Consider the following 19,765-nt stretch of genomic DNA (forward strand, 5'->3'; position numbering starts at 1 on the left):
GGGGGATTAGCGCGATTCCAGCAGGCGCTTCAGCGCCTGCAGATCGGCGTTCACCAGCCCGACGTCGCGGGCGAACAGCGCGTCGTCCATGTCCGGCTGGCGGAACAGGGTGAAGATCACCTCGGCGCCTTGTCGGTTGGCGAGCGCGCGCAGCGGCACGTAGACTACGCCGCCGTCCGGCAGCGTCACCCAATGATCCAGCACGCCGAAGGCATTGGGCGCGCTAAATCGAATGCGGATCCGCCCCTGCGGGGTCTCCGCCATCCAATCTTCACCTTCCCGCCGTAAGCTATTGGCTAATCCTTTGGCCCACAACGGGAAGTTTTCCGGGCGGCTGAGAAAGGCGTACACCTCGTCACAGGGGCGGTTGATGGCGACATGCAGCGTTTGCGCGCTCAGCATCATGATTTCTCCGGTTGACGGCGATACTTCAGTGTAGATCCCGCCGCGCTCAGAAGTAGTAACCGATGTTTACGTTGGTGCGAAAATACCATTTATTGCTGCCGGAGGACTGGGTGCCGGTCCAGCCGGTGGCGTTTTCCACGCCGCCCCACGGATTGGCGTTCTGCGCCCAGGTCAGATCCACCCACAGCATCACCGGCATGGCGAACACCTGTACCCCGAGCGTATTCATTTTGGAGTCGGAGCCGCCGTGCCTGTCCTTCCAGAGCACGCTGTAGTCGTTGTAGAAGCGTAGCTTTTTCACCGGTCCCCAGGGCACCTCGACGTCGCGCGCCAGGTTGATGGCGGCAGTGGTGGCCTGCGACGGGATCAGATAGGCCGGCGTCAGGCCGTTGCCGCCCATCAGGATCACCGAATTGCTGGCGCCGGCCGGGCCTTTGGCGTCGTAACCGTAGCGGATCACCTGGCCGGACAGATGCCAGGCATCCCGATTCACCAGCGTATGCAGGCCCGCCGCCCAGAAGCTGCCGTTATCGCCGGTCGCCTGGTTGTAGAGCCGCGAGGCCGCCAGCGAACCGCCGAGCTCATTGTCCCAGCCGCCCTGGTGGAAAGCCCGCGTCAGCCGTAGGTTTACCTGATCGCGTTTTTCGTTGCGCTGCAGATGCTGTGAGGCAAAGTTGGTGTTCTTCAGATCGTCGTAGCTGGCGACGTCGGGGGCGTAACGCACGCCGGTCGGCATCATGCGCGGGTAGTAGGCGGCGTCAAAGGCCCAATCGCCCCGTTGGTATTGGTACTTGGCGCCGAGCCCGGTGTTGACGCCAAAGCCGAGGTAAAACGGAATGCCGTACGACCAGCCGAACTGCGGATAGGGCATCAGGCCGAACGGTTTGAACGGCGCGCCCAACTGCACGGTGGAGCGCTCAGACAGGTGGTAGCCGACATAGGCGCGGTCGATGGCGTATTTGCGCCGATCCTGAAACCAGAATCCGCTATCGAAAAACGCGTCGTTTATCTGGCCGGCGGCATCGATGCGAAAGGCGTCAAAGCGTAAATGCGGCGGATGCCGATAATTGCTGCTGCGCCAGTCTTCATAGCGATAATTGGCGCGCAGCGCGCCGCCGATATCAATATTCTTTTTATTATCCTCGCTTTGCCAATGAATATGCGGAAAGGCCGGGCGGTTTTTTTTTACCGGCGCCACGGTGGCAGCAGCGTCGCTGGGCAATGCGACGGTAGTCGCGTAACTCACTGGTGAAACAAGAAAAAAACAAAGGGTGATCTTGCGCATGCTTTGCCCCTGGTGAATGTTTGGTTTTTATTAAGACGAGCGGGGTTTACCTGTGAATAAGGCGCTGTTGCTCGTTTGTTTTATATTTGAGACGTTTCATTGTGCGTTTCATATATTAAATTCATTTCCGGTTAATATATGAAACTTTGTTTCTTGTTTAATGGGAAAACTATAAATCCGGTATTGAACAAGTCAAGAAATAAAAATTAGCGTTGACGAGAAATTCCGATTATTGGGTCGCCCTGGTTTGCGGGGGCGACCCAAAGCAGGCTGAAATAGTCGTGTCATAAATGCGCGTTAGACTCGCGGCATTCTGGCATTACTGACTAAAAATCATGAACATAAAACTGACACTTGGCCGCCGGGTAAAACCTGCGGCAGCGCTGCCGCACGCGTTTGGCATCGGCAAGAGCATGGGCTTATTAGGCGGCGTAATTTGCGTTATTGCGCTATTTTCTCTGCTGCAATTGTTTTCCACCGTATTTATTTCCACTATTCTGCACGACGCCAAGGTTAACCTGGTGACGGGAGACGGGTTGCATCGCCAGCAGGCGACGATGGATCGCGCCAGACTGTCGCTGCTGACGGCCAGCGACACCCTGAACCGTGCGGGCATCTATTATCTGCAGGACAAAGTCACCGGCTCCGACGGCAGTTGGCATAGCCTGCTGGATGAATCGTTGGCGGCGTTGGAGGCTTCAAAGCAGGCCTTTGCCCGGTTCGAGCGCTTGAGCGCGGCTGCGCCCGAAGCGGCGGGCGCCCTGAAAGACAGTTATCGCCTGTTCTATGACGGCCTGAAGGAACAGGCGCAAGGGTTGCAAAGCAGCGCCAGCATCGATGCGTTTTTCGCCGTGCCGATCCAGGCGTTTCAGGCGGATTTCAACGAAAAGTACCTCGCTTATCAGGCGCTGAACGAACAGCATGGCAATGACGTCAACGTGCGGCAATTGGCGGCGCTGGAGCAGGCCAATACCTTTGCGCTTGGCGCATTGGCCGCGCTGGCGCTGATCGCCGTGGGGGTGTGGTTCGGCGTCGCCCGCTGGGTGATAGCGCCGCTGCAGCGGGCAATTGTCCACCTCAACGTGCTGGCCGCCGGCGATCTTTCGCGGCCGCTGCCGCCTGAGCGGGCGTTGAACCGCGAGATGCGTCAGCTGCAAACCAGCATTGGCCACATGCAGGGCGGTCTGCAGCGCCTGGTAAGCGAGGTGCGCGATGCGGCGAGCGGGATCCTGAACGGCGTCGAGCGGCTGGCGGACGGCAATCGACAGTTGACGGCACAGTCGGCGAAGCAGAACGGGGAACTGCAGTTGGCGACCGAGCACGTGCAGCAGTTGGCGGCGCGGGTGGAAGAAAACGGCCAATACGCGCAGCAGGCCAGCCAACGAACCGAACAGGCCCGGCAGTGCGCCGGCGCCGGTGAGCAGATGATGCAAACCGTCAATGTTTCGATGCACGGGATCGTCAACCAATCGGCTGAGATGCGCGGCATTGTCGCGCTGATCGACAGCGTGGCGTTTCAGACCCATATTCTGGCGTTGAATGCGGCGATCGAGGCCGCGCACGCCGGCGTTCACGGCCGCGGTTTCGCCATCGTGGCTAAAGAAGTGGGCTTGCTGGCGCAAAAGAGCAGCCATTCGACGCGCGATATTCAGCAGTTGATCGGTCGCTCATTGCAGCAAATCGATCAAGGTTCGCAGGCGGTCGAACGGCTGACGGGCAACCTGCGCAAAATTATCGATCTGGTGAACAAATGCAGTGCGCTGATGGGGGAAATCTCGCTGGCGTCGTTCAATCAAGGGGAGAGCATCCAGGACGTGACGGCGCGCATCACCGCGCTGAATCAGGTGGCGCAGCAAACCGGCGCCGTGGTGAGCGCGGTGACCGAGGCTTCGCAGTTGCTGCAGGGGGAGTCGGAACGATTGGATAAAGCGATGGCGCGCTTCAGGCTGCCGGTGCAATAAATAACCCTGACGCGGGTTAATGAATAATAACGCTGCGTTTAATGTTATTCATTATTTCCCTGTGCTGAGGGACGTTATTTCGATAAATAAAAACAGGCCGGCGCTTATGGATTAAAAAAGCGCCGGCCTGCAGAGATTATTTTAACGGGAGGATTAACGGCTGGTCTGGTGGCCGATAATGCCGCCCAGCGCTGCGCCGCCGAGGGTGCCCAGCGTGCTGCCGTCGGTCAGCACTGCGCCGCCGACCGCGCCGACGCCAGCGCCGATCGCCGTGTTGCGATCGCGATTGGACATATGCCCACATGCGGTAACGGAAAGCGTCGCCATCACCACCACCAACACACCTGCGGCACGTTTAATATTCATAATCAGTTCCTGGTAAATTGGCTGATTAATGGATTAAAAATAATCCGATTAACCCACCGGTAGAAGTTGGGATGAATGTATTCCTCCGAAAGAAAATCGAACAGGTAAAAATTCTTAATTTTGCGGCGGTGAAAAGCGATTGCTCGCCGAATGTGCGGCCACCGACAAAACCGCTGGTCTATACTGGGAAGACGCCTCGCGGGGGCGGGGCACATACTCTGGAGGCCGCCATGTCCGATCTCGTTTCCGCGTCCGGCAAACCGGTGAAAATCCCCGGCCCGGATCACCCGATCACCTTGACCCGTCATCCGACGCGGGTCGTGGTGCGTGCTGCCGGGAAAACCCTGGCCGACAGTCGCAATGCGCTCATCCTGCAGGAAGCTACCTATCCGCCGGTGTTTTACTTTCCGCGTGAGGACGTGAATATGGCGCTGTTGCAGAAAAACGAGCACGTCAGCTACTGCCCGTATAAGGGCGACTGCAGTTATTTCACCTTCACGCTGAACGGCGCACAGGGGGCCAATACGGCCTGGAGCTATGAAATGCCTTACAACGCCGTGGTGGCGATCAAGGATTATCTGGCATTTTATCCCGACAAAGTGACAGAAATCAGTACTGAAGCCTGACCTGCCGCCGCCGCCGGGCGGGGGCAGGTTGACATTCCGCTTATCCCTACTCATTATGTGTATTACTGGAAACTGATACGCTTTCCTTATGTTTTAATCCGACATAAACGAAACTCTGAGCAGGTGCCAAGGTGTCTACCTCTACGCGATTTGCCGTTGCCATCCATATCCTGACCAACATCACGCTGTGTCGTGGCCAGACGGTGCGTTCCGAAGATATCGCGCGCAGCGTCAACACCAACCCGACGGTGGTGCGGCGGATCCTCGGCGCGCTGGCGGAGGCCGGGCTGACCTATTCGCAGATGGGGCAAGGCGGCGGGGCGCTGCTGGCGCGGCCGGCAGAAGCGATCTCGCTGCTGGACGTGTATCGCGCGGTGGAGGATCAACCCTATTTCATGCTGCACCGCGCCCGGCCTAACGATGCGTGTTATATCGGCCACGCGATTACTCCGGTGCTGGAGCAAGAGTTTGCGCGCGTTGGTCACGCGCTGGAGGCCAGCCTGGCGCAAACCAGCATCGCCGAAATGGCCGGGCAGGTCGAGCGGCAAGCCGGCTATCCTTTTGTCCCTTGTTCAGCGCAATATCAAGCGGATACGCAATAAAAACCCACGCCAATTCCGTCTTCCCGCAGAGCATTTTTTGCATTGCGTTAATGTAATTGTGTAAGTTACATTAGCTCGCATCAAGTGTGATGTGGCTCACGTTTTAGACTGCCTCCCCACGATAATCGATCGATTGGCCGGAAACCTTTTCTTCCGGCGCAGATTCGCTGTGCTTATAAACCAGGAGAGAACGATGTTAGAAATGCTTGAAAGCTTGGCCACCGTGGTGGTCCTGGTGCCGGTAATGGTGGCCGTCTTGCTCGGCGCGATTTACGGCTTGGGTGAAGTGTTTAACGTCTTTTCCGCTATCGGCCGCAAAAATAACGGCTGAATTTGAACGTCAGGGGACGCAACGCCCCCTGACGCAGGACTACAATACCGTCGCCAGGAAGTTGCGCGTCCTCTCATGTCCCGGCGCATCCAGAACCTGCTGCACGCTGCCCGTTTCAACCACCTTTCCCTGATCCATAAAGACAATCTGGTCGGCCACTTCGCGGGCGAAGCCGATTTCGTGCGTGACCACCACCATGGTCATGCCCGAATGCGCCAAGTCTTTCATCACCTGCAGCACTTCGCCAACCAATTCAGGATCGAGGGCGGAGGTCGGTTCATCAAACAGTAACACCTGCGGGTTCATCGCCAGCGCGCGGGCGATGGCGACGCGCTGTTGCTGGCCGCCGGACAGTTCTCGCGGCCAGGCGTTGATGCGATGTTCCAGCCCGACGCGGGCCAGCAGCTGCTTCGCCCGTTCCTGCACCTCGGCTTTTTTTTCCTTTTTCACCCGCAGCGGCGCGTCGCTGACGTTTTGCAACACGGTGCGGTGCGCAAACAAGTTGAACTGCTGAAATACCATGCCGATGCTTTTACGCTGTTCGGCCACCTCGGCTTCTTTCAGCTCGTACAGATGCCGACCTTTTTGACGATAGCCGATCAGCTGTTCGCCAACGCGAATGGTGCCGCCGTCCAGCTTTTCCAGGTGGTTGATGCAGCGCAACAGGGTGGATTTGCCGGAGCCGGAAGGGCCGAGGATCACCGTCACCGAGCCTGCCGGGATGGTCAGGCTGATGTTTTTCAACACGTCGGTGCCGGAAAAGGATTTCCGCACCCGGTTGATGTGGATGGATGCGCTCATTGTTCACCTCCCTGAGGGGCTTTGCGGTTGAGGAAGAACCCGCCGCGGCGCGTTGCCTGCGTGCCGCGGCCAAAATAGCGCTCCACGTAGTATTGGCCAATCGACAGAATCGAAGTCATGGCCAGATACCACAGGGTGGCGACCAGCAGCAGCGGGATGACCTCGTAGGTGCGTTGGTAAATGATCTGCGCCGAATACAGCACGTCCTGCAGGGCAATCACCGACACCACCGCGGTGGTTTTCAACTGCCCGATCACCTCATTGCCCGCCGGCGGCAGGATGGTGCGCATCGCCTGCGGCAATACCACGCGCCACAGGATTTGCCCACGACGGTATCCCAGCGCTTTGGCGGCTTCCAGCTGGCCGCTGCCGACGCTTTGGATGCCTGCGCGCACGATCTCCGCCGCATAGGCCGACTGATGCATCACCAGCGCGATCACCGCCGCGCTGAAGGTGCTGATAAGGGTATTGGTCGGCGCGCTGGCGACTTCTCCAAGAAACGGGATCCACAGGCTGATGCGCGGATAAAGCGCGGCGATGTTGTACCAAAGGAACAGCTGCACCAGCATCGGCACCGCACGGAAGAACCAGGTGTAGAACCAGCTTACCGCAACCAATACCGGATTGGCCGACAGGCGCATCAGCGCCAGCAGCACGCCACCGGCGAAGCCGAACACCACCGAAATCACCGTCAGCTTAAGCGTCATGAGCACGCCGTTGAGGATGGAAGCCTCGGTCAGGTTTTCCGCCACCACCGCCCATTCAAAGCGCGGGTTGTGCAGCATGGAATTGATGATAACGCCGACGATCAACAGCACAACCAGGGCGCTGAGCCAGCGCCCGTAATGCCGATGGCCGACGATGCTCAGTTCCGCGTCGTCGACAGGGTGTTGCCCACTCATTTGGCGATCTCTTCATTGATGCCGGCGGTTTTCACTGCACCAAAACCGATATCCCAGCCGTCGAGGATTTTCTGGTAACTACCGTCGGCGATCAGAGAATTCAGCGCCGCCTGCACCGGTTTCACCAGTTCGGAGCCTTTCGGCAGGGCGATGGCCACCGTGGTGCCGTCAATGTTGATATCACCGGCCAGCGTCAGCGGTTTAACGTGGGTGGCCTGGTAGCGCAACCCTTCATACGGGCCGAAAAACATCGGTACGCGGCCGCTGATCACCGCTTGCACTCCGGCCGGGCGGTCCGGGAAGATCGGCATGGTGATGGCCGGCTTGCCGGCGGCGACGCATTGATCGCTGGCCTGCTGCAGGCGGGTGATCTGCGAGGTGCCTGCGCCGGCGCCGACGGTCTGGCCGCACAGCTGCGCCAGCTCGGTGTAAGGGCCTAGCGCGGCATCTTTGCGGGCGATCAAGGCCAGCTTGGAAGCGTTGTAATAGCCGACGAAGTCCACCTGTTGGAAGCGCTTTTTGTTGGCGTCAATGTTGGCCAGCGCGACGTCATAACGGCCGGACTTCAGGCCGGGGATGATGTTGTCGAAGCCGCCGGTGTCCTTCCAGTGGATCGCCACGCCCAGGCGATCGGCAATCGCGCTCATCACGTCGATTTCACGCCCGGCCAGCGTTTTATTGTCCGCCTGGTAAAAGGTGGTCGGCGGGGTGTTCGGGTTGGTGCCGGCAACGATATAGCCGGCCTTTTTGATCGCTTCAGGCAGGCTGTCGTGCAGCGCGGGATCGGCGGCAGCTTTCACCGCAGCCTTGAAGGGAACATCGCCTTCAGCGGCATGACCGGCTGCCAACGGCGCCAGCGTGGAGGAAGCCAACAGCAGGGACAGTACGGTGCGTTTGAATGTGGTTTTCATCATGATTTCCCTGCGGAATTAAGCCGATTTTACGTTAGCGAAGTTGATTGCCGGTTCCGGCAGACCCAGGTTTTCACGCAGGGTTGCATGCTGATACTCTTCACGGAACAGGCCACGGCGACGCAGCTCCGGGATCACCAGCTCGACGAACAGTTCCAGCTGGTTGGGCAATACCGCCGGCATGATGTTGAAGCCGTCTGCGCCTTGCTGTTCCAGCCACAGCTGGAAGTCGTCGGCGATCTCTTCGGCGGTGCCTACCACCACGCGGTGGCCGCGTGAACCGGCCGCGACGGCCGCCAGCTCACGCAGCGTCAGGTTTTCCCGCGCGGCCAGATCGGTCAGCAGTTTCACGCGGCTTTGGCCGCCTTCGGTGGCGCCCACGTTCGGCACCGGGCCGTCCAGCGGATAATCGCTCAAATCGAAACCAAAGCGCGCCGACAGCTGCTCAATGCCGTTATCGATATCCACCAGTTGATTCAGCTGATACCAGGTTTCCTGCGCTTCTTCTTTGGTACGCCCGACAATCGGCATCACACCTGGCAGGATCAGCAGGTGGTTCGGGTTGCGGCCGGCGTCGGCCACGTATTTTTTCTGACTGCGGTAGAAAGCTTGTCCTTCTTCCAGGCTGGCGGCGGCGGTGAACACCACTTCGGCGGTTTCCGCCGCCAGCTGCTGGCCGGCCGGGGAAGAGCCGGCCTCAATGATCACCGGCCGTCCTTGCGGCGAGCGGGAAATGTTCAGCGGGCCCTGCACCGAGAAATGCTTGCCCTTATGGTTGGCGGCGTGGATTTTCTCGTCGATGGCGTACACGCCATTTTGCTTGTCGCGCACGATGGCGTCTTTTTCCCAGCCGTCCCACAGTTTGTAGCTGGCCTCGAGGAATTCCCGCGCCACTTCATAGCGTTCGGCGTGCGACGGCAGATCTTCACGGCTGAAGTTGCGCGCCGCATCGCTGGAGAAAGAGGTCACCACGTTCCAGGCGGCGCGGCCGTGGCTGATATGGTCGATGGAGGCCATGGCGCGTGCCAGGTGGAAGGGTTGATCGAACGTGGTGGAGGCGGTCGCCGCCAGCCCGATATGGCGGGTGTTGACCGCCAGCGCCGCGAGCAGCGTCAGCGGCTCCAGGCGTGACATCGTCGAGGGCAGGCGGTGCACGCTGGTTGCCAACGCGTCGCCGACGAAGAACATATCGAAGGTGCCTTCTTCGGCTTTTTTTGCGATCCAGGTGAACCAGTCGATATCGGTCGGTGAACCGCTGGCGCCTTCTGCGCGCCATCCCCCGATGTGGTGCCCCAGCGCCTGAACGAACAGGCCGAGACGGAGTTGGCGCGATGGTGTTGAAGGTGAAGTACTCATAATTATTCCTGTTTTATTATTAATTTAACAATGCAATCAGTCGCGGCAGCGCGCCAGGGGACATAAGGGCGCAGTCGCGGATAACGCTCTCGCCTTCGAGGCCCGGAAGCAGCTGCAGAATGGCGCGCAGCTTGGCGTCGAGGTCTGTCGGCCGGGCGGCGGTTTGCTTTCTTGTGACTATGTCACTTATTTGCCTCCCGTCCTGCAGCGTCAGGGTCAGGCGATGGAAGCGCATCTCCGGATCGAGCGCGTCCGGCGGGGCTGCGGGATCGGCATGACGCTCAACTTTTGCCGCCAGGGCGGCGATAGCCGCATCGACAGGCTGCTCGCCGTAATGCGTCAGCGGGACCTCGCCGTGGTATAGCGCATCGGCGATGACGTATTCGAGGCTAAAGCGCGCTTCCACACCGGTGGCCGGTTGGCGAATAAAGGGCGCAGTATCTGCGCCGGGCGGAAAACTGACCTCAACCTGTGCGATCTCCGCAAGGGCGTCGCCTTGTGCCAGCAGCCGCGCGCGCAGGGCGAGCGCCGCCTCGGCCGCGCTGTGAGTGCCACCGCAAGTCGGGTACCGCTTGAACTCCAGCCCCGGCTGCAGGATGCGCCAGGGCGTGCCCCAGCCGGCGGTCAGGCATTCCGGTTTTTGCCGGCCGCCGCCGTGGGAAGTCAGCAGGCTGTCCAGCACGCCCTCCGGTTGGCCGATGAAACCGGCCTGAGCCAGCAGGGCGGCGTTGACCGCGTTGCGTGCCGCCAACCCGGCATGCAGCGGTTTGGCCGCCGAACCGAACTGGCTGCGCAGGCCCGCTGCCTGCGTGGCCGCCAGGCCCAGAGCAATCTGCGTCTGCCGCTGGTCAAGCTGCAGATAACGCGCCACGGCGGCGCAGGCGGCGACCGCGCCCAGGGTGGCGGTGCTGTGAAAACCCAGCGCGTAATGTTGCGTGCCAGCGGCCAATCCCAGCCGGCCAGCGGCCTCTACGCCGATGACATAGGCGGTTAACAGCTCAGTGACATTGTCACTCTCACCGTTCAGCGCCAGCAGGGCTGAGAGCACTACGGTGCTCGGATGGCCACGCAGCGCAGGATGGTAATCATCGAAGTCCAACGCGTGGCTGACATAGCCATAGCGCAGTGCGCGGTTCTCGCTGCCGTTCGGCGGAAACGTCTTACCGATCGCTGCCAGACCGGCATCGCTCAACGCCCCGCGGGCAATCGGCAGCGCGCAGGCGAAGTAATCTTTCACGCCGCGGCGAGCGGCTGACAGGGCGTTTTCATCCGGCTGGCTGTTCAATATCAGATGGGCGAATTGGGCGGTTATCGGTAATGACAAGGCGTTAACACCTGAATTTATATACGGTTATGCACGAGTGCGGGGTGAAAGGTATTGTGTGGCGATTTTCGTTGTCCCGAAAGAACGAACGGCGCTTCCATATCTCTGAATGGAATATAACGACGGCACTGCGCCGCCGTCAGAGCTGCTGGCAGGCGCGGCAGGCTGCGCCTTAGCTATTTTTGTGCAAAGCAAAGCTGAATTTGCTCTAGCACGATAGAGGACTCAGGCCGAGAAAAGGCGAACGCTCATGATGTCGATAAATGCCCTGAGACGCGGTGTAAGATGTTTGCTTGAAGGCCAGAGAATTTTGAGACTGCCACTGTGTCGGCAGTGGTCGCCAAGCACCGGTTGGAGCCGCCGACGCTCCAGCGCCTCTCGCACCGCGAAATCGGGCAAGCAGGCGATGCCCAGGCCCTGTTCCGCCAGGTAAATCAGCGTGTCGACGGTGTTGCATACCGTGCGCTTGCCCAGGCCTTCGTCGAGCAGTTTATCTCCGCCCGCCACCGGCCAGGTCTCGACTTTGCCGGTGGTGGGGAATCTGTATAACAGGCAGGCGTGATCGCGCAGTTCTGCCGGTTGGCGGGGTATTCCCGCTCGGCGCAGATACTCTGGCGCCGCCACCAGCTGTAGGTGAAACGTGCCCAGTTGGCGGCTCATTAAGCGAGAATCCTCGGTATCGCCCACGCGGATCACCGCATCGAACCCTTCTTCGATCACCGCGACTCGACGGTCGGAAAAATCGGTTTCCAGCTCAATCTCCGGGTAACGCCGGACAAATTCCGCCAGCACCGGATTCAGCAGGCCGCCCACCAGCGGCAAACTGACACGCAGCTTGCCGCGCGGCGCGCTGTGCGTATCGCTGATTTCCCGTTCCGCCGCCGCCAATTCCCCGAGAATGCGCTGGCAGCGGTGCAGAAACAGCCGGCCTTCTGCGGTCAGCGTCATGCTGCGCGTGCTGCGGTGGAACAGACGCGCGCCCAGCCGATTTTCCAGGCGGGCGACGCTTTTCCCCACTGCGGAAGCGGAAATGCCGAGCACGCGCCCGGCCTCTACGAAACTCAGCGTCTCCGCGACCTGCACAAAGACGTTCACCCCAGACAGATTATCCATTGCTTGCCCCATTGCGGACTTGAGTGTCCGCTATGAAAGGAAATCTAGCCTGTTTTTTCGTTAATCGCCACGCTCTATGCTCGGTGGCGACAGCATGGGCTGACTACCTGGGGTAATAAAGATGAATGAATACGGATCCTCTGCCAACGCGATTGACGGCGCGATTGAGCAAGCCTTGCGCGAAAAACGATTGGTTGGCGCGGTCGTTTTGGTGGCGCAGGGCGGTGAGATCGTTTATCGCCGCGCGGCGGGCATGGCAGATCGCGAAGCGGGCAAGCCGATGGCGCTCAATACGCTGTTTCGTCTGGCTTCGGTATCCAAACCGATCGTGTCCACGGCGGCGCTGGCATTGATGGCGCAAGGCGCCATGCGGTTAGACGATCCGATCACCCGTTGGCTGCCGAATTTTCGCCCGCGGCTGGCGGATGGCACCGCTCCGTTGATGACGCTACGGCATCTCATGACCCACACCGCCGGACTAAGCTACCGCTTTTTCCAGCCGGAAGGGGGATTCTATGCCCAGCTGGGCGTCTCCGACGGCATGGATGAAGCGTCTGTCAGCCTGCAGGAGAACGTGCGGCGTATTGCCTGCGCCCCTTTGCTGGCTGCGCCCGGCGCGGCGTGGCGCTATTCCATCGCCACCGATGTCCTGGGCGCGGCGATCGAACAGGCGAGCGGCCTGCCGCTGGCGCAGGCAGTAAAAAAATGGGTGACCGGGCCGCTGGCGATGACGGATACCGATTTCCTTGCGGTGGACGCCGCGCGCCTGGCGGCCGCTTACGCCGACCATCCCGGCGAGCCGCGCCGTTTGCGCCAACCGGATCGTTTACCGTTCATCGATGGCAGCGCCGGTTTTCATCTGTCGCCGGCGCGAGCGTTGGATCCGTTGGCTTACGCCTCAGGCGGCGCCGGCATGGTCGGCTCGGCGGAGGATTTCCTGCGCCTGCTGGAAGCGTTGCGCCAGGGGGGCGGGCAGGTGCTGCCGGCCGAATGGGTGACGGCGCTGACCACCAACCAAATCGGCGATTTGCCGATGCCGTTTTGGCCGGGGCGTGGTTTCGGCCTCGGCATTACCGTACTGAAAGACCCCATCGCCGCGCAAACGCCGGAGTCCGTTGGCAGCTGGCGAATGGGCGGCACCTATGGCCACTCGTGGTTCGTCGATCCCGCCCGGCAACTGAGCGTGGTGGCGTTTACCAACACGGCGCTGGAGGGCATGTCCGGCGCCTTTGTCGGCGAGATTTGTCAGGCGGTCTATGCCGCGACGGGAGCGATGCAATGCGCCTGATGCCACCGATTTTCTTCATCGCGCTGGGGCTGTTCGGCGTCTACTGCATCGAGTTCGGCGTGGTGGGCATTTTGCCGCAGATCATCGCACGGTATGGCATCTCCACGGCGCAGGCCGGCTGGCTGGTTGGGATTTTCGCCCTGACCATCGCGCTGCTCGGGCCGCTGTTGGTGCTGCTGGCGTCGCGTTTCAATCGCAAACGCATGTTGTTGATCGCGTTGGCCGTGTTTGCGGCGGCCAGCGCGCTGGCCGCTCAGGCGGACAGCTTTGCCATGCTGATGCTGCTGCGCATTGTGCCGGCGTTGTTTCATCCGATCTATTTTTCACTGGCCATGGTGGCGGCCGCGGCGCTTTATCCGCCGCATCTGGCCACCAAAGCAACCGCTTATGCGTTTATCGGCACCAGCATGGGCATGGTGTTGGGGATACCATTGACGCAATGGATCGCCGGGCAGTTCAGCTATGAGGCGTCGTTCCGATTTTGCGCGCTGGTAAACCTTCTGGCGGCGTTGGGATTGCTGTGGCGCTTGCCTGATGCGGCCGTGCAGCGCCTCAGCTATGGCAAACAGCTGGCAATCCTGCGCAGCGGCACGCTGTGGTTGAATATCATTACCTGCGTGCTGATCTTTGCCGCGATGTTCGCCGTCTACGCTTATGCGGCCGAGTATCTCAGCCGTGAAGCCGGCATTGGCGCCGCCGCCATCGGCTTTCTTCTGGTGGTGTTCGGTGTGGGCGGCGTCGCGGGCAACCTGTTGGCCGGCAAGGGGTTGAGCCGCCATCGTGCAGTGACGGTGCTGCTGCACCCGCTAGCCTTGATAGTGGCTTATGCGCTGCTGTATCGCTACGGCAGCGCGAATATCGGTTCGATGACGGTGCTTTGTCTGTATTGGGGAGCGGTGCACACCAGCGGTTTGATCGTGACGCAGGTCTGGTTGACATCCGAAGCGCCGCAGGCGCCAGCGTTCGCCACCGGGCTGTATATCGCCTTTATCAATCTGGGGGTGGCGGTGGGGGCGCTGACGGGCGGCTGGTTTATCGCCGCGTGGGGGCTACAGGGCAGCCTGCTGTGTGGGGCCATGTTTGCCGCACTGGCGGCGATCGCGATTGCCGCCAGGCTGCGGTTGCAACGGCAGGCTACCGCTGCGTTGCGTCAATCATCGCCATCACCTGCCGGAACATCGCGCTTTCCGCATCGGCCAGTTCGTTGACCAGCGTAAAGTGATTGCAGTGGCGATCGGCCAGCAATTGAACGTCGAGGCCGCGCGCCAGGCAGGCGTCATAATAGGCCTGCGTCTGGTTTTTGAACCCTTGCGTTTCGCGTTGGCCGACGTCGAGCAGGATCTGCGGCGCATGGTCTTTCTCCGGCAGCAGAAACAGCGGGCTGAGGGTTTGCGCCTGTTCGGGCGTCAGATGCAGCCAGTCGTTGATGTAGATATCGCACAGCGGGCGCAAATCGTAGAGGCCGCTCAGCGCCAGCGCGCCTTTGATCGCGTCGGGCGGCAGGCGATAGCGTTGTTGCCAGCCGTCGGCGATCAGCATGCCGCACAGGTGGCCGCCGGCCGAACTGCCGCTGACGAAAATGCGCGCCGGATCGATGCCGAAAGGCGCCCCGTGATGATAAAGCCAGGCGACGGCGCTGCGCACCTCGTGCACGATCTCCGCCAGCGTCGCTTCTGGCGCCAGCGTGTATTCCAGCGTGGCGACGGCCACGCCGCGCTGGGCAAACGCGGCGGCCATCGAACAGGCTTCCTCTTTGCGCTGTGAATGCCAGTAGCCGCCATGAATAAAGATCAGCAGCGGGGCGGGCTGCGTGCAGGCCGGGAACAGATCGAGGCGCTCGGCGGCGCTCATGCCGTAACGCAGATCGTAAATGCCGGGCGTCTGTGCCTTGGCGCGCTGGGCCAGCGCGGCGTATTCCGCCATGCAGGCGTCAAAATCCTCCACCGACGCGCGGGCGTTGTATTGCACCGCTCTGGCGGCGGTATCGTCGAACATCAGGTCGATTTTCATAACTTCTCCTTGTTGGTGACGCTCGATTATCCACCTAATGCTTTTTTAATGTTTGATGCGGAATGCGCCGCCGACGGGCGTTCTTTTTTGCTTCTTTTTGCGGTATATTGCTGTTTTATGCGTTCTACTGCGGAAATGACCCCATGCACAAAGCGGCACGACAGCGCCATTTACTGGATTTGCTCAGCGAACGCGGGCAGGCGGCGGTGGCGGAATTGGCCACCGCCATCGGTGTTTCGGTCGATACCGTGCGCCGCGACTTGGCCGATCTCGAGCGGCAAGGGTTGGCGCAGAAACATCACGGCGGCGCGATAGCGCTCGAACCCTCCGGCATGCCGCGCCAGGCGCGCGCTGCGCTGTTGCCGCAGGTCAAGCAGCGGCTTGGCCGCGCGGTGGCCGCGCAGATCCCGCCCGGCAGCACCCTGATGCTGGATGCGGGCAGTACGCTGTTGGCGGTGGCGCAGGCGTTGCGCGGCCCGGCGACGGTGATCACCGCTTCGCTGGATATCGCGCAGTGCCTGAGCGACAGGCCGGAGATCAACCTGATCTTGCTCGGCGGCCAGTGGGATGCGCGCCAGCGGCTGTTCGCCGGCAGCGCCACGCTGGCGTTGCTGGCGCGCTACCGTGCGGATATCGCCTTGCTGGGCGCCTGCGCGGTGCATCCTCAGCTGGGACTGAGCGCCGGCGAAGAGGCCGATGCAGAGGTCAAACGCGCCATGCTGGCTAACAGCGGCGAGCGCTGGCTGGTGGCCGACCATATGAAACTGGACCGCTGCGAACCGCATCTCATTGCGGATCTGGCGCAGATCCAACGCCTGTTTACCGATCGCCCGTGGGACAACCTGGACGAACAATCATTGATTGAACTTTGTGTCGTCGCCGACGACCGCTAGAGGAGAACACTGATGAACGATACCGCTCGACCGTTGCAGGTGGCGCTGATTGGCTATGGCTTTGTCGGCAAGGCGTTTCACGCGCCGCTGATTAACGCGGTGCCGGGGTTGGAACTGAGCGTGGTGGCTTCGCGCGATGCCGCCAAGGTACATGCCGATCTGCCGCACGCGCAGGTGCTCGCCGATCCGCTGGAGGCCATCCGCCGGCCGGAGGTGGATTTGGTGGTGATCGCATCGCCGAACGACACCCATGCGCCGCTGGCGCTGGCCGCACTGGAGGCGGGCAAGCACGTGGTGGTGGATAAGCCGTTTACGCTGGATTTGGCGCAGGCGCGCGCGCTGATTGCCGCGGCGGAGAAGCACGGCCGCCTGCTGTCGGTGTTCCAGAACCGTCGCTGGGACAGCGATTTCCTGGGGGTGAAACAGGTGATCGAGCAGGGGCTGATCGGTAAGGTGACGCACTTTGAGTCCCATATCGACCGCTATCGCCCTGAAGTACGGGTGCGCTGGCGTGAACAAAACCTCCCAGGCAGCGGGCTGTGGTTCGATCTGGGGCCGCACATGGTCGATCAGGCGCTGCAGCTGTTCGGTTTGCCGCACAGCGTGCAGGCCAACATCGCTACGTTGCGCCCCAACGCGCAGATTAACGACTGGGCCCACGTGGTGCTGAACTATCCGACGCACCGCGTGATCCTGCACGGCAGCATGCTGGTGGCGGGCGGCGTCTCACGCTTTACCGTGCACGGCGAGAAAGGCAGCGTGGTCAAAGCGCGCGCCGACGGGCAGGAGAGCCAGCTGCTGGCCGGCGTGACGCCGGGTTCGGCGGAGTGGGGCAAAGACGACGACGCGATGAGCCTGTTTATCGGCACGGAGCCGATGCGCACGCTGCCGACGCCGGATGGCGATCAGCGCCAGTATTACTTCCAGGTGCGCGATGCGTTGCGCGGCGCAGGCGCCAACCCGGTTACCGCAGCGCAGGCGTTGGCGGTGATGGCGGTGCTGGAAGCGGCCACCCTGGCGGCGGAAACCGGTGTGACTCAGCCGTTGCCGCTCTCCGAGGCGGAAATCGCCGCCTGGTAACGGCTCGCGTCAGATAAGGCGTCAGGCGCATGGATACAGTGCATGCCATGCGTCTTCCGCCATGCTAACCCCTGACATAGGCTTACCCGCAGTCTATGTCAGGAGTGTTCATCATGTTATCCCACCCTTCGCCGCAAGGCGTCCGCGGCATACTGGCCGCTCTTTCTCTGAGCATGCTGCTGTCATCGCTTGGCATCAGCATTGCCAACGTCGGGCTGCCGGCGCTCGCCACTGCGTTCCATGCCTCGTTCCAGGCGGTGCAGTGGGTGTTGCTCTGCTATTTGCTGGCCGTCACCACTTGCATTATCGGCATCGGCCGTTTGGGGGATAGCCTCAATCGTCGCCGCCTGCTGCTGGCGGGCATTGCGCTGTTTACCGCCGCTTCGCTGGCTTGCGCGCTGGCTCCGCAACTGTGGCTGTTGCTGGCGGCGCGCCTGGCGCAGGGGCTGGGGGGCGCAGTCATGATGTCGATCGCCATGGCGCTGGCGGGCGAGGTTCTGGGGAAGGAAAAAATCGGCCGCGCGATGGGGCTGCTCGGCACTATGTCAGCCGTGGGCACCGCGCTGGGGCCGTCGTTGGGCGGCGCGCTGATCGCCGGTTTCGGCTGGCGGGCGATGTTCCTGATCAACCTGCCGCTGGGGCTGCTGGCGCTGTGGCTTGCCTGGCGATACTTACCGAATGGGCCGCGCGCGGCAACGCGCGCGGAACCGTTCGATCGCGCCGGCACGTTGCTGCTGGGCGGCGCATTGCTCTGCTATTCGCTGGCGATGACCCTCGGGCGCGGCGACTTCGGCGCGCTTAACCTGGCGTTGATGTTGGGGGCGCTGTTGGCGGGGGCACTGTTTATCCGCGTGGAACGCCGCGCCGCATCGCCGCTGCTTGCGCCGTCGATGTTCCGCCATCCGGCCCTGACGGCGGGGCTGGCGTCCAGTGCGCTGGTGATGACGGTGATGACCGCCACGCTGGTGGTCGGGCCGTTCTATCTGTCGCGGGCGCTGGGCTTAAGCGCCGCGCAGGTCGGGCTGGTGATGTCGGCGGGACCGGCGGTGGCGATCCTGACCGGCATACCGGCCGGCTATCTGGTGGATCGCTTCGGATCGCAGCGCATCGCCCAGTTTGGGCTGACGGCGGTGGCCGCAGGCGCGGCGTTGCTGTCACTGTTTAACCGTTGGGGCGTGCTCGGCTATATCGCCCCCATCGCGCTGTTGACCGCCGGCTATGCGCTGTTTCAGGTGGCCAACAACACCATGCTGATGAAGGATCTGTTTCCTGAACGGCGCGGGCTGATCGCCGGCATGGTGAACCTGTCGCGCAATCTGGGGGCGATCACCGGCGCGTCGGCGATGGGGGCGCTGTTTTATCTGGCTTCGCAGCAGGTTGCGGGCACTGCGGCCGCCGCGACTTACGGCATGCGGGTGAGCTACGGCGTGGCGGCGCTGTTGGCATTGGCGGCGTTGCTCATCGCCTTCGGCGGTCGCCGCCTGATGCTGCGTTACGGCGCGCGCTGAACCGCGTAGCGTTCTTGCACGAAACCGTTGTCCGATGAAGTGACGGCAAGCAGGCGCAGGCGCTGCTCCTGGCCATCGGCGCCGAATAAGGGGATACCGCCGCCCAACAGCAGCGGCACGCGCGTAATCGTCAGTTCGTCGATCAAGCCGGCCTGCAGGAAGCGCTGCACGGTCTGGCCGCCGTCGATATACAGGTGACGGCAGCCTTGCTCGGCCAACTGCGCCACGATGGCCGCCGGTTCGCCATTCATCCAGCGAACGTGGCCCGTTGCGTGCGGCGCGGGCGGCTGCGTCGACAGCACCACCACCGGCAGTGCGCCATAGGGCCACTCGGGAAAGGCGCGGACTTTATCATAGGTATGGCGGTCCATCACCAGCGCGTCGATGTCGGCGACAAACGCTTCAAAACTCAACCCATTGAGCAGCGAAACCGCATATTCGGGCCGCAGCAGCCAGTCGATGTCGCCGTCCGGGCCGGCAATGAATCCGTCTACGCTGGTGGCGATGTAAACCGAGCATTTCATCAGGCGAGATCTCCCCGATAAACCACATGCACCTTGTTGCCGTCGGGATCGCGCAGGTAAGCGCCGAAATAGCCTTTGCCGTAGTGCGCGCGCTCGCCGGGCTCGCCTTCACTGCTGCCGCCCGCCAGCAGACCGGCGGCGTAGGCGCGTTTAACCGCCAGCTCGTCGGCGGCGAGAAAGGCCAGCATGCTGCCGTTGCCGGCGCTGGCGGGCTGTCTGTCGAAGGGTTGGTAGGCGTAAAAACGCGGCAGCGTTTGGCCTGGCATCACCCAGCAGCGGGCGGCGGGGCCGCCGTCCGGCGTCACTTCCCGCCGTTGTAAGCCCAATGGCAACAGAATGGCGTCGTAGAACGCGGCGGCGGCATCCAGATCGCTGACGCCGACGGTAATATGGCTGAACATGGCGCGTTTCCTTCCCCAAGAGAGAATAATGAACGCCTAAAACAGTAGCAGCGATATCGCAGGATGGACAGACCGCCG

General features: G+C 61.7%; 21 protein-coding genes. 9 read left to right on the top strand and 12 right to left on the bottom strand.

Going from position 1 to position 19,765, the window contains the following annotated elements:
* Positions 1-6: 6 nt before the first annotated feature.
* Positions 7-405, bottom strand: a complete 399-nt coding sequence (locus WFM45_RS07805) for a hypothetical protein (RefSeq protein WP_021504564.1) — start codon at positions 403-405, stop codon at positions 7-9.
* Between the two features lie 46 nt (positions 406-451).
* Positions 452-1,690 (bottom strand): hypothetical protein, encoded by a 1,239-nt coding sequence (locus WFM45_RS07810; RefSeq protein WP_277496870.1) that lies wholly within the window; start codon positions 1,688-1,690, stop codon positions 452-454.
* Between the two features lie 335 nt (positions 1,691-2,025).
* Here WFM45_RS07810 and WFM45_RS07815 point away from each other — a divergent pair, with 335 nt between their 5' ends.
* Positions 2,026-3,651, top strand: a complete 1,626-nt coding sequence (locus WFM45_RS07815) for a methyl-accepting chemotaxis protein (protein ID WP_103686716.1) — start codon at positions 2,026-2,028, stop codon at positions 3,649-3,651.
* Between the two features lie 153 nt (positions 3,652-3,804).
* On the opposite strand, the gene osmB is transcribed toward WFM45_RS07815, so the two are convergent.
* Complete coding sequence (osmB, locus tag WFM45_RS07820; RefSeq protein WP_004940700.1) at positions 3,805-4,017, bottom strand: osmotically-inducible lipoprotein OsmB; 213 nt, start codon at positions 4,015-4,017, stop codon at positions 3,805-3,807.
* Positions 4,018-4,247: 230 nt separating this feature from the next.
* Here osmB and WFM45_RS07825 point away from each other — a divergent pair, with 230 nt between their 5' ends.
* From WFM45_RS07825 to WFM45_RS07835, 3 genes are all read left to right on the top strand, one after another.
* Positions 4,248-4,643: a DUF427 domain-containing protein gene (locus WFM45_RS07825; RefSeq protein WP_049277765.1), complete on the top strand. Its 396-nt coding sequence runs from the start codon at positions 4,248-4,250 to the stop codon at positions 4,641-4,643.
* Positions 4,644-4,774: 131 nt separating this feature from the next.
* Positions 4,775-5,245, top strand: coding sequence for an Rrf2 family transcriptional regulator (locus WFM45_RS07830; RefSeq protein ID WP_004940698.1), 471 nt, complete (start codon positions 4,775-4,777; stop codon positions 5,243-5,245).
* A gap of 193 nt (positions 5,246-5,438) precedes the next feature.
* Positions 5,439-5,576, top strand: a complete 138-nt coding sequence (locus tag WFM45_RS07835) for an AcrZ family multidrug efflux pump-associated protein (protein WP_004940695.1) — start codon at positions 5,439-5,441, stop codon at positions 5,574-5,576.
* 39 nt (positions 5,577-5,615) lie between these two features.
* Here the strand turns inward: WFM45_RS07835 and WFM45_RS07840 are convergent, their stop codons facing one another.
* The 6 genes from WFM45_RS07840 to WFM45_RS07865 all read right to left on the bottom strand — a co-directional run bounded on the left by WFM45_RS07840 (position 5,616) and on the right by WFM45_RS07865 (position 11,983).
* Positions 5,616-6,377, bottom strand: a complete 762-nt coding sequence (locus tag WFM45_RS07840) for an amino acid ABC transporter ATP-binding protein (protein ID WP_004940693.1) — start codon at positions 6,375-6,377, stop codon at positions 5,616-5,618.
* A complete protein-coding gene (locus WFM45_RS07845) occupies positions 6,374-7,279 on the bottom strand; it encodes an amino acid ABC transporter permease (protein WP_021504568.1) in 906 nt (301 codons plus the stop codon). The genes WFM45_RS07840 and WFM45_RS07845 overlap by 4 nt, the downstream gene beginning before the upstream one ends.
* Positions 7,276-8,190 carry an ABC transporter substrate-binding protein gene (locus WFM45_RS07850; protein WP_082997654.1) on the bottom strand — a complete coding sequence of 305 codons (915 nt, stop codon included), beginning with the start codon at positions 8,188-8,190 and terminating at the stop codon, positions 7,276-7,278. Before WFM45_RS07850 ends, WFM45_RS07845 begins: the two co-directional genes overlap by 4 nt.
* Positions 8,191-8,208: 18 nt before the next feature.
* Positions 8,209-9,546 carry an LLM class flavin-dependent oxidoreductase gene (locus WFM45_RS07855; protein ID WP_336955007.1) on the bottom strand — a complete coding sequence of 446 codons (1,338 nt, stop codon included), beginning with the start codon at positions 9,544-9,546 and terminating at the stop codon, positions 8,209-8,211.
* Between the two features lie 19 nt (positions 9,547-9,565).
* Positions 9,566-10,870 carry an MmgE/PrpD family protein gene (locus WFM45_RS07860; RefSeq protein WP_060559644.1) on the bottom strand — a complete coding sequence of 435 codons (1,305 nt, stop codon included), beginning with the start codon at positions 10,868-10,870 and terminating at the stop codon, positions 9,566-9,568.
* Positions 10,871-11,095: 225 nt separating this feature from the next.
* Positions 11,096-11,983 (bottom strand): LysR family transcriptional regulator, encoded by an 888-nt coding sequence (locus tag WFM45_RS07865; RefSeq protein WP_260953852.1) that lies wholly within the window; start codon positions 11,981-11,983, stop codon positions 11,096-11,098.
* Positions 11,984-12,104: 121 nt separating this feature from the next.
* Here WFM45_RS07865 and WFM45_RS07870 point away from each other — a divergent pair, with 121 nt between their 5' ends.
* Together WFM45_RS07870 and WFM45_RS07875 are read left to right on the top strand one after the other, a co-directional pair.
* A complete protein-coding gene (locus tag WFM45_RS07870; protein ID WP_336955013.1) occupies positions 12,105-13,271 on the top strand; it encodes a serine hydrolase domain-containing protein in 1,167 nt (388 codons plus the stop codon).
* Complete coding sequence (locus tag WFM45_RS07875) at positions 13,262-14,479, top strand: MFS transporter (RefSeq protein ID WP_085336916.1); 1,218 nt, start codon at positions 13,262-13,264, stop codon at positions 14,477-14,479. Before WFM45_RS07870 ends, WFM45_RS07875 begins: the two co-directional genes overlap by 10 nt.
* Here WFM45_RS07875 and WFM45_RS07880 read toward each other — a convergent pair.
* Positions 14,406-15,281: an alpha/beta hydrolase gene (locus WFM45_RS07880; protein WP_033633080.1), complete on the bottom strand. Its 876-nt coding sequence runs from the start codon at positions 15,279-15,281 to the stop codon at positions 14,406-14,408. The two genes, WFM45_RS07875 and WFM45_RS07880, sit on opposite strands and share 74 nt — an antisense overlap.
* A gap of 143 nt (positions 15,282-15,424) precedes the next feature.
* Here WFM45_RS07880 and WFM45_RS07885 point away from each other — a divergent pair, with 143 nt between their 5' ends.
* From WFM45_RS07885 to WFM45_RS07895, 3 genes are all read left to right on the top strand, one after another.
* On the top strand, positions 15,425-16,174 hold the full coding sequence (locus WFM45_RS07885) for a DeoR/GlpR family DNA-binding transcription regulator (RefSeq protein ID WP_336955017.1): 750 nt from the start codon (positions 15,425-15,427) through the stop codon (positions 16,172-16,174).
* 12 nt (positions 16,175-16,186) lie between these two features.
* Entirely contained in the window at positions 16,187-17,254 is a 1,068-nt protein-coding gene (locus WFM45_RS07890) for an oxidoreductase (protein ID WP_336955019.1), read from the top strand.
* Positions 17,255-17,367: 113 nt separating this feature from the next.
* Entirely contained in the window at positions 17,368-18,762 is a 1,395-nt protein-coding gene (locus WFM45_RS07895) for an MFS transporter (RefSeq protein WP_336955021.1), read from the top strand.
* Here the strand turns inward: WFM45_RS07895 and WFM45_RS07900 are convergent.
* Together WFM45_RS07900 and WFM45_RS07905 are read right to left on the bottom strand one after the other, a co-directional pair.
* A complete protein-coding gene (locus tag WFM45_RS07900; protein ID WP_336955022.1) occupies positions 18,747-19,286 on the bottom strand; it encodes a dihydrofolate reductase family protein in 540 nt (179 codons plus the stop codon). The two genes, WFM45_RS07895 and WFM45_RS07900, sit on opposite strands and share 16 nt — an antisense overlap.
* On the bottom strand, positions 19,286-19,687 hold the full coding sequence (locus WFM45_RS07905) for a VOC family protein (protein ID WP_015377846.1): 402 nt from the start codon (positions 19,685-19,687) through the stop codon (positions 19,286-19,288). Before WFM45_RS07905 ends, WFM45_RS07900 begins: the two co-directional genes overlap by 1 nt.
* Between the last annotated feature and the right edge of the window lie 78 nt (positions 19,688-19,765).

This window comes from Serratia sp. KG1D, assembly GCF_037150675.1.
GTDB lineage: Bacteria > Pseudomonadota > Gammaproteobacteria > Enterobacterales > Enterobacteriaceae > Serratia > Serratia nematodiphila.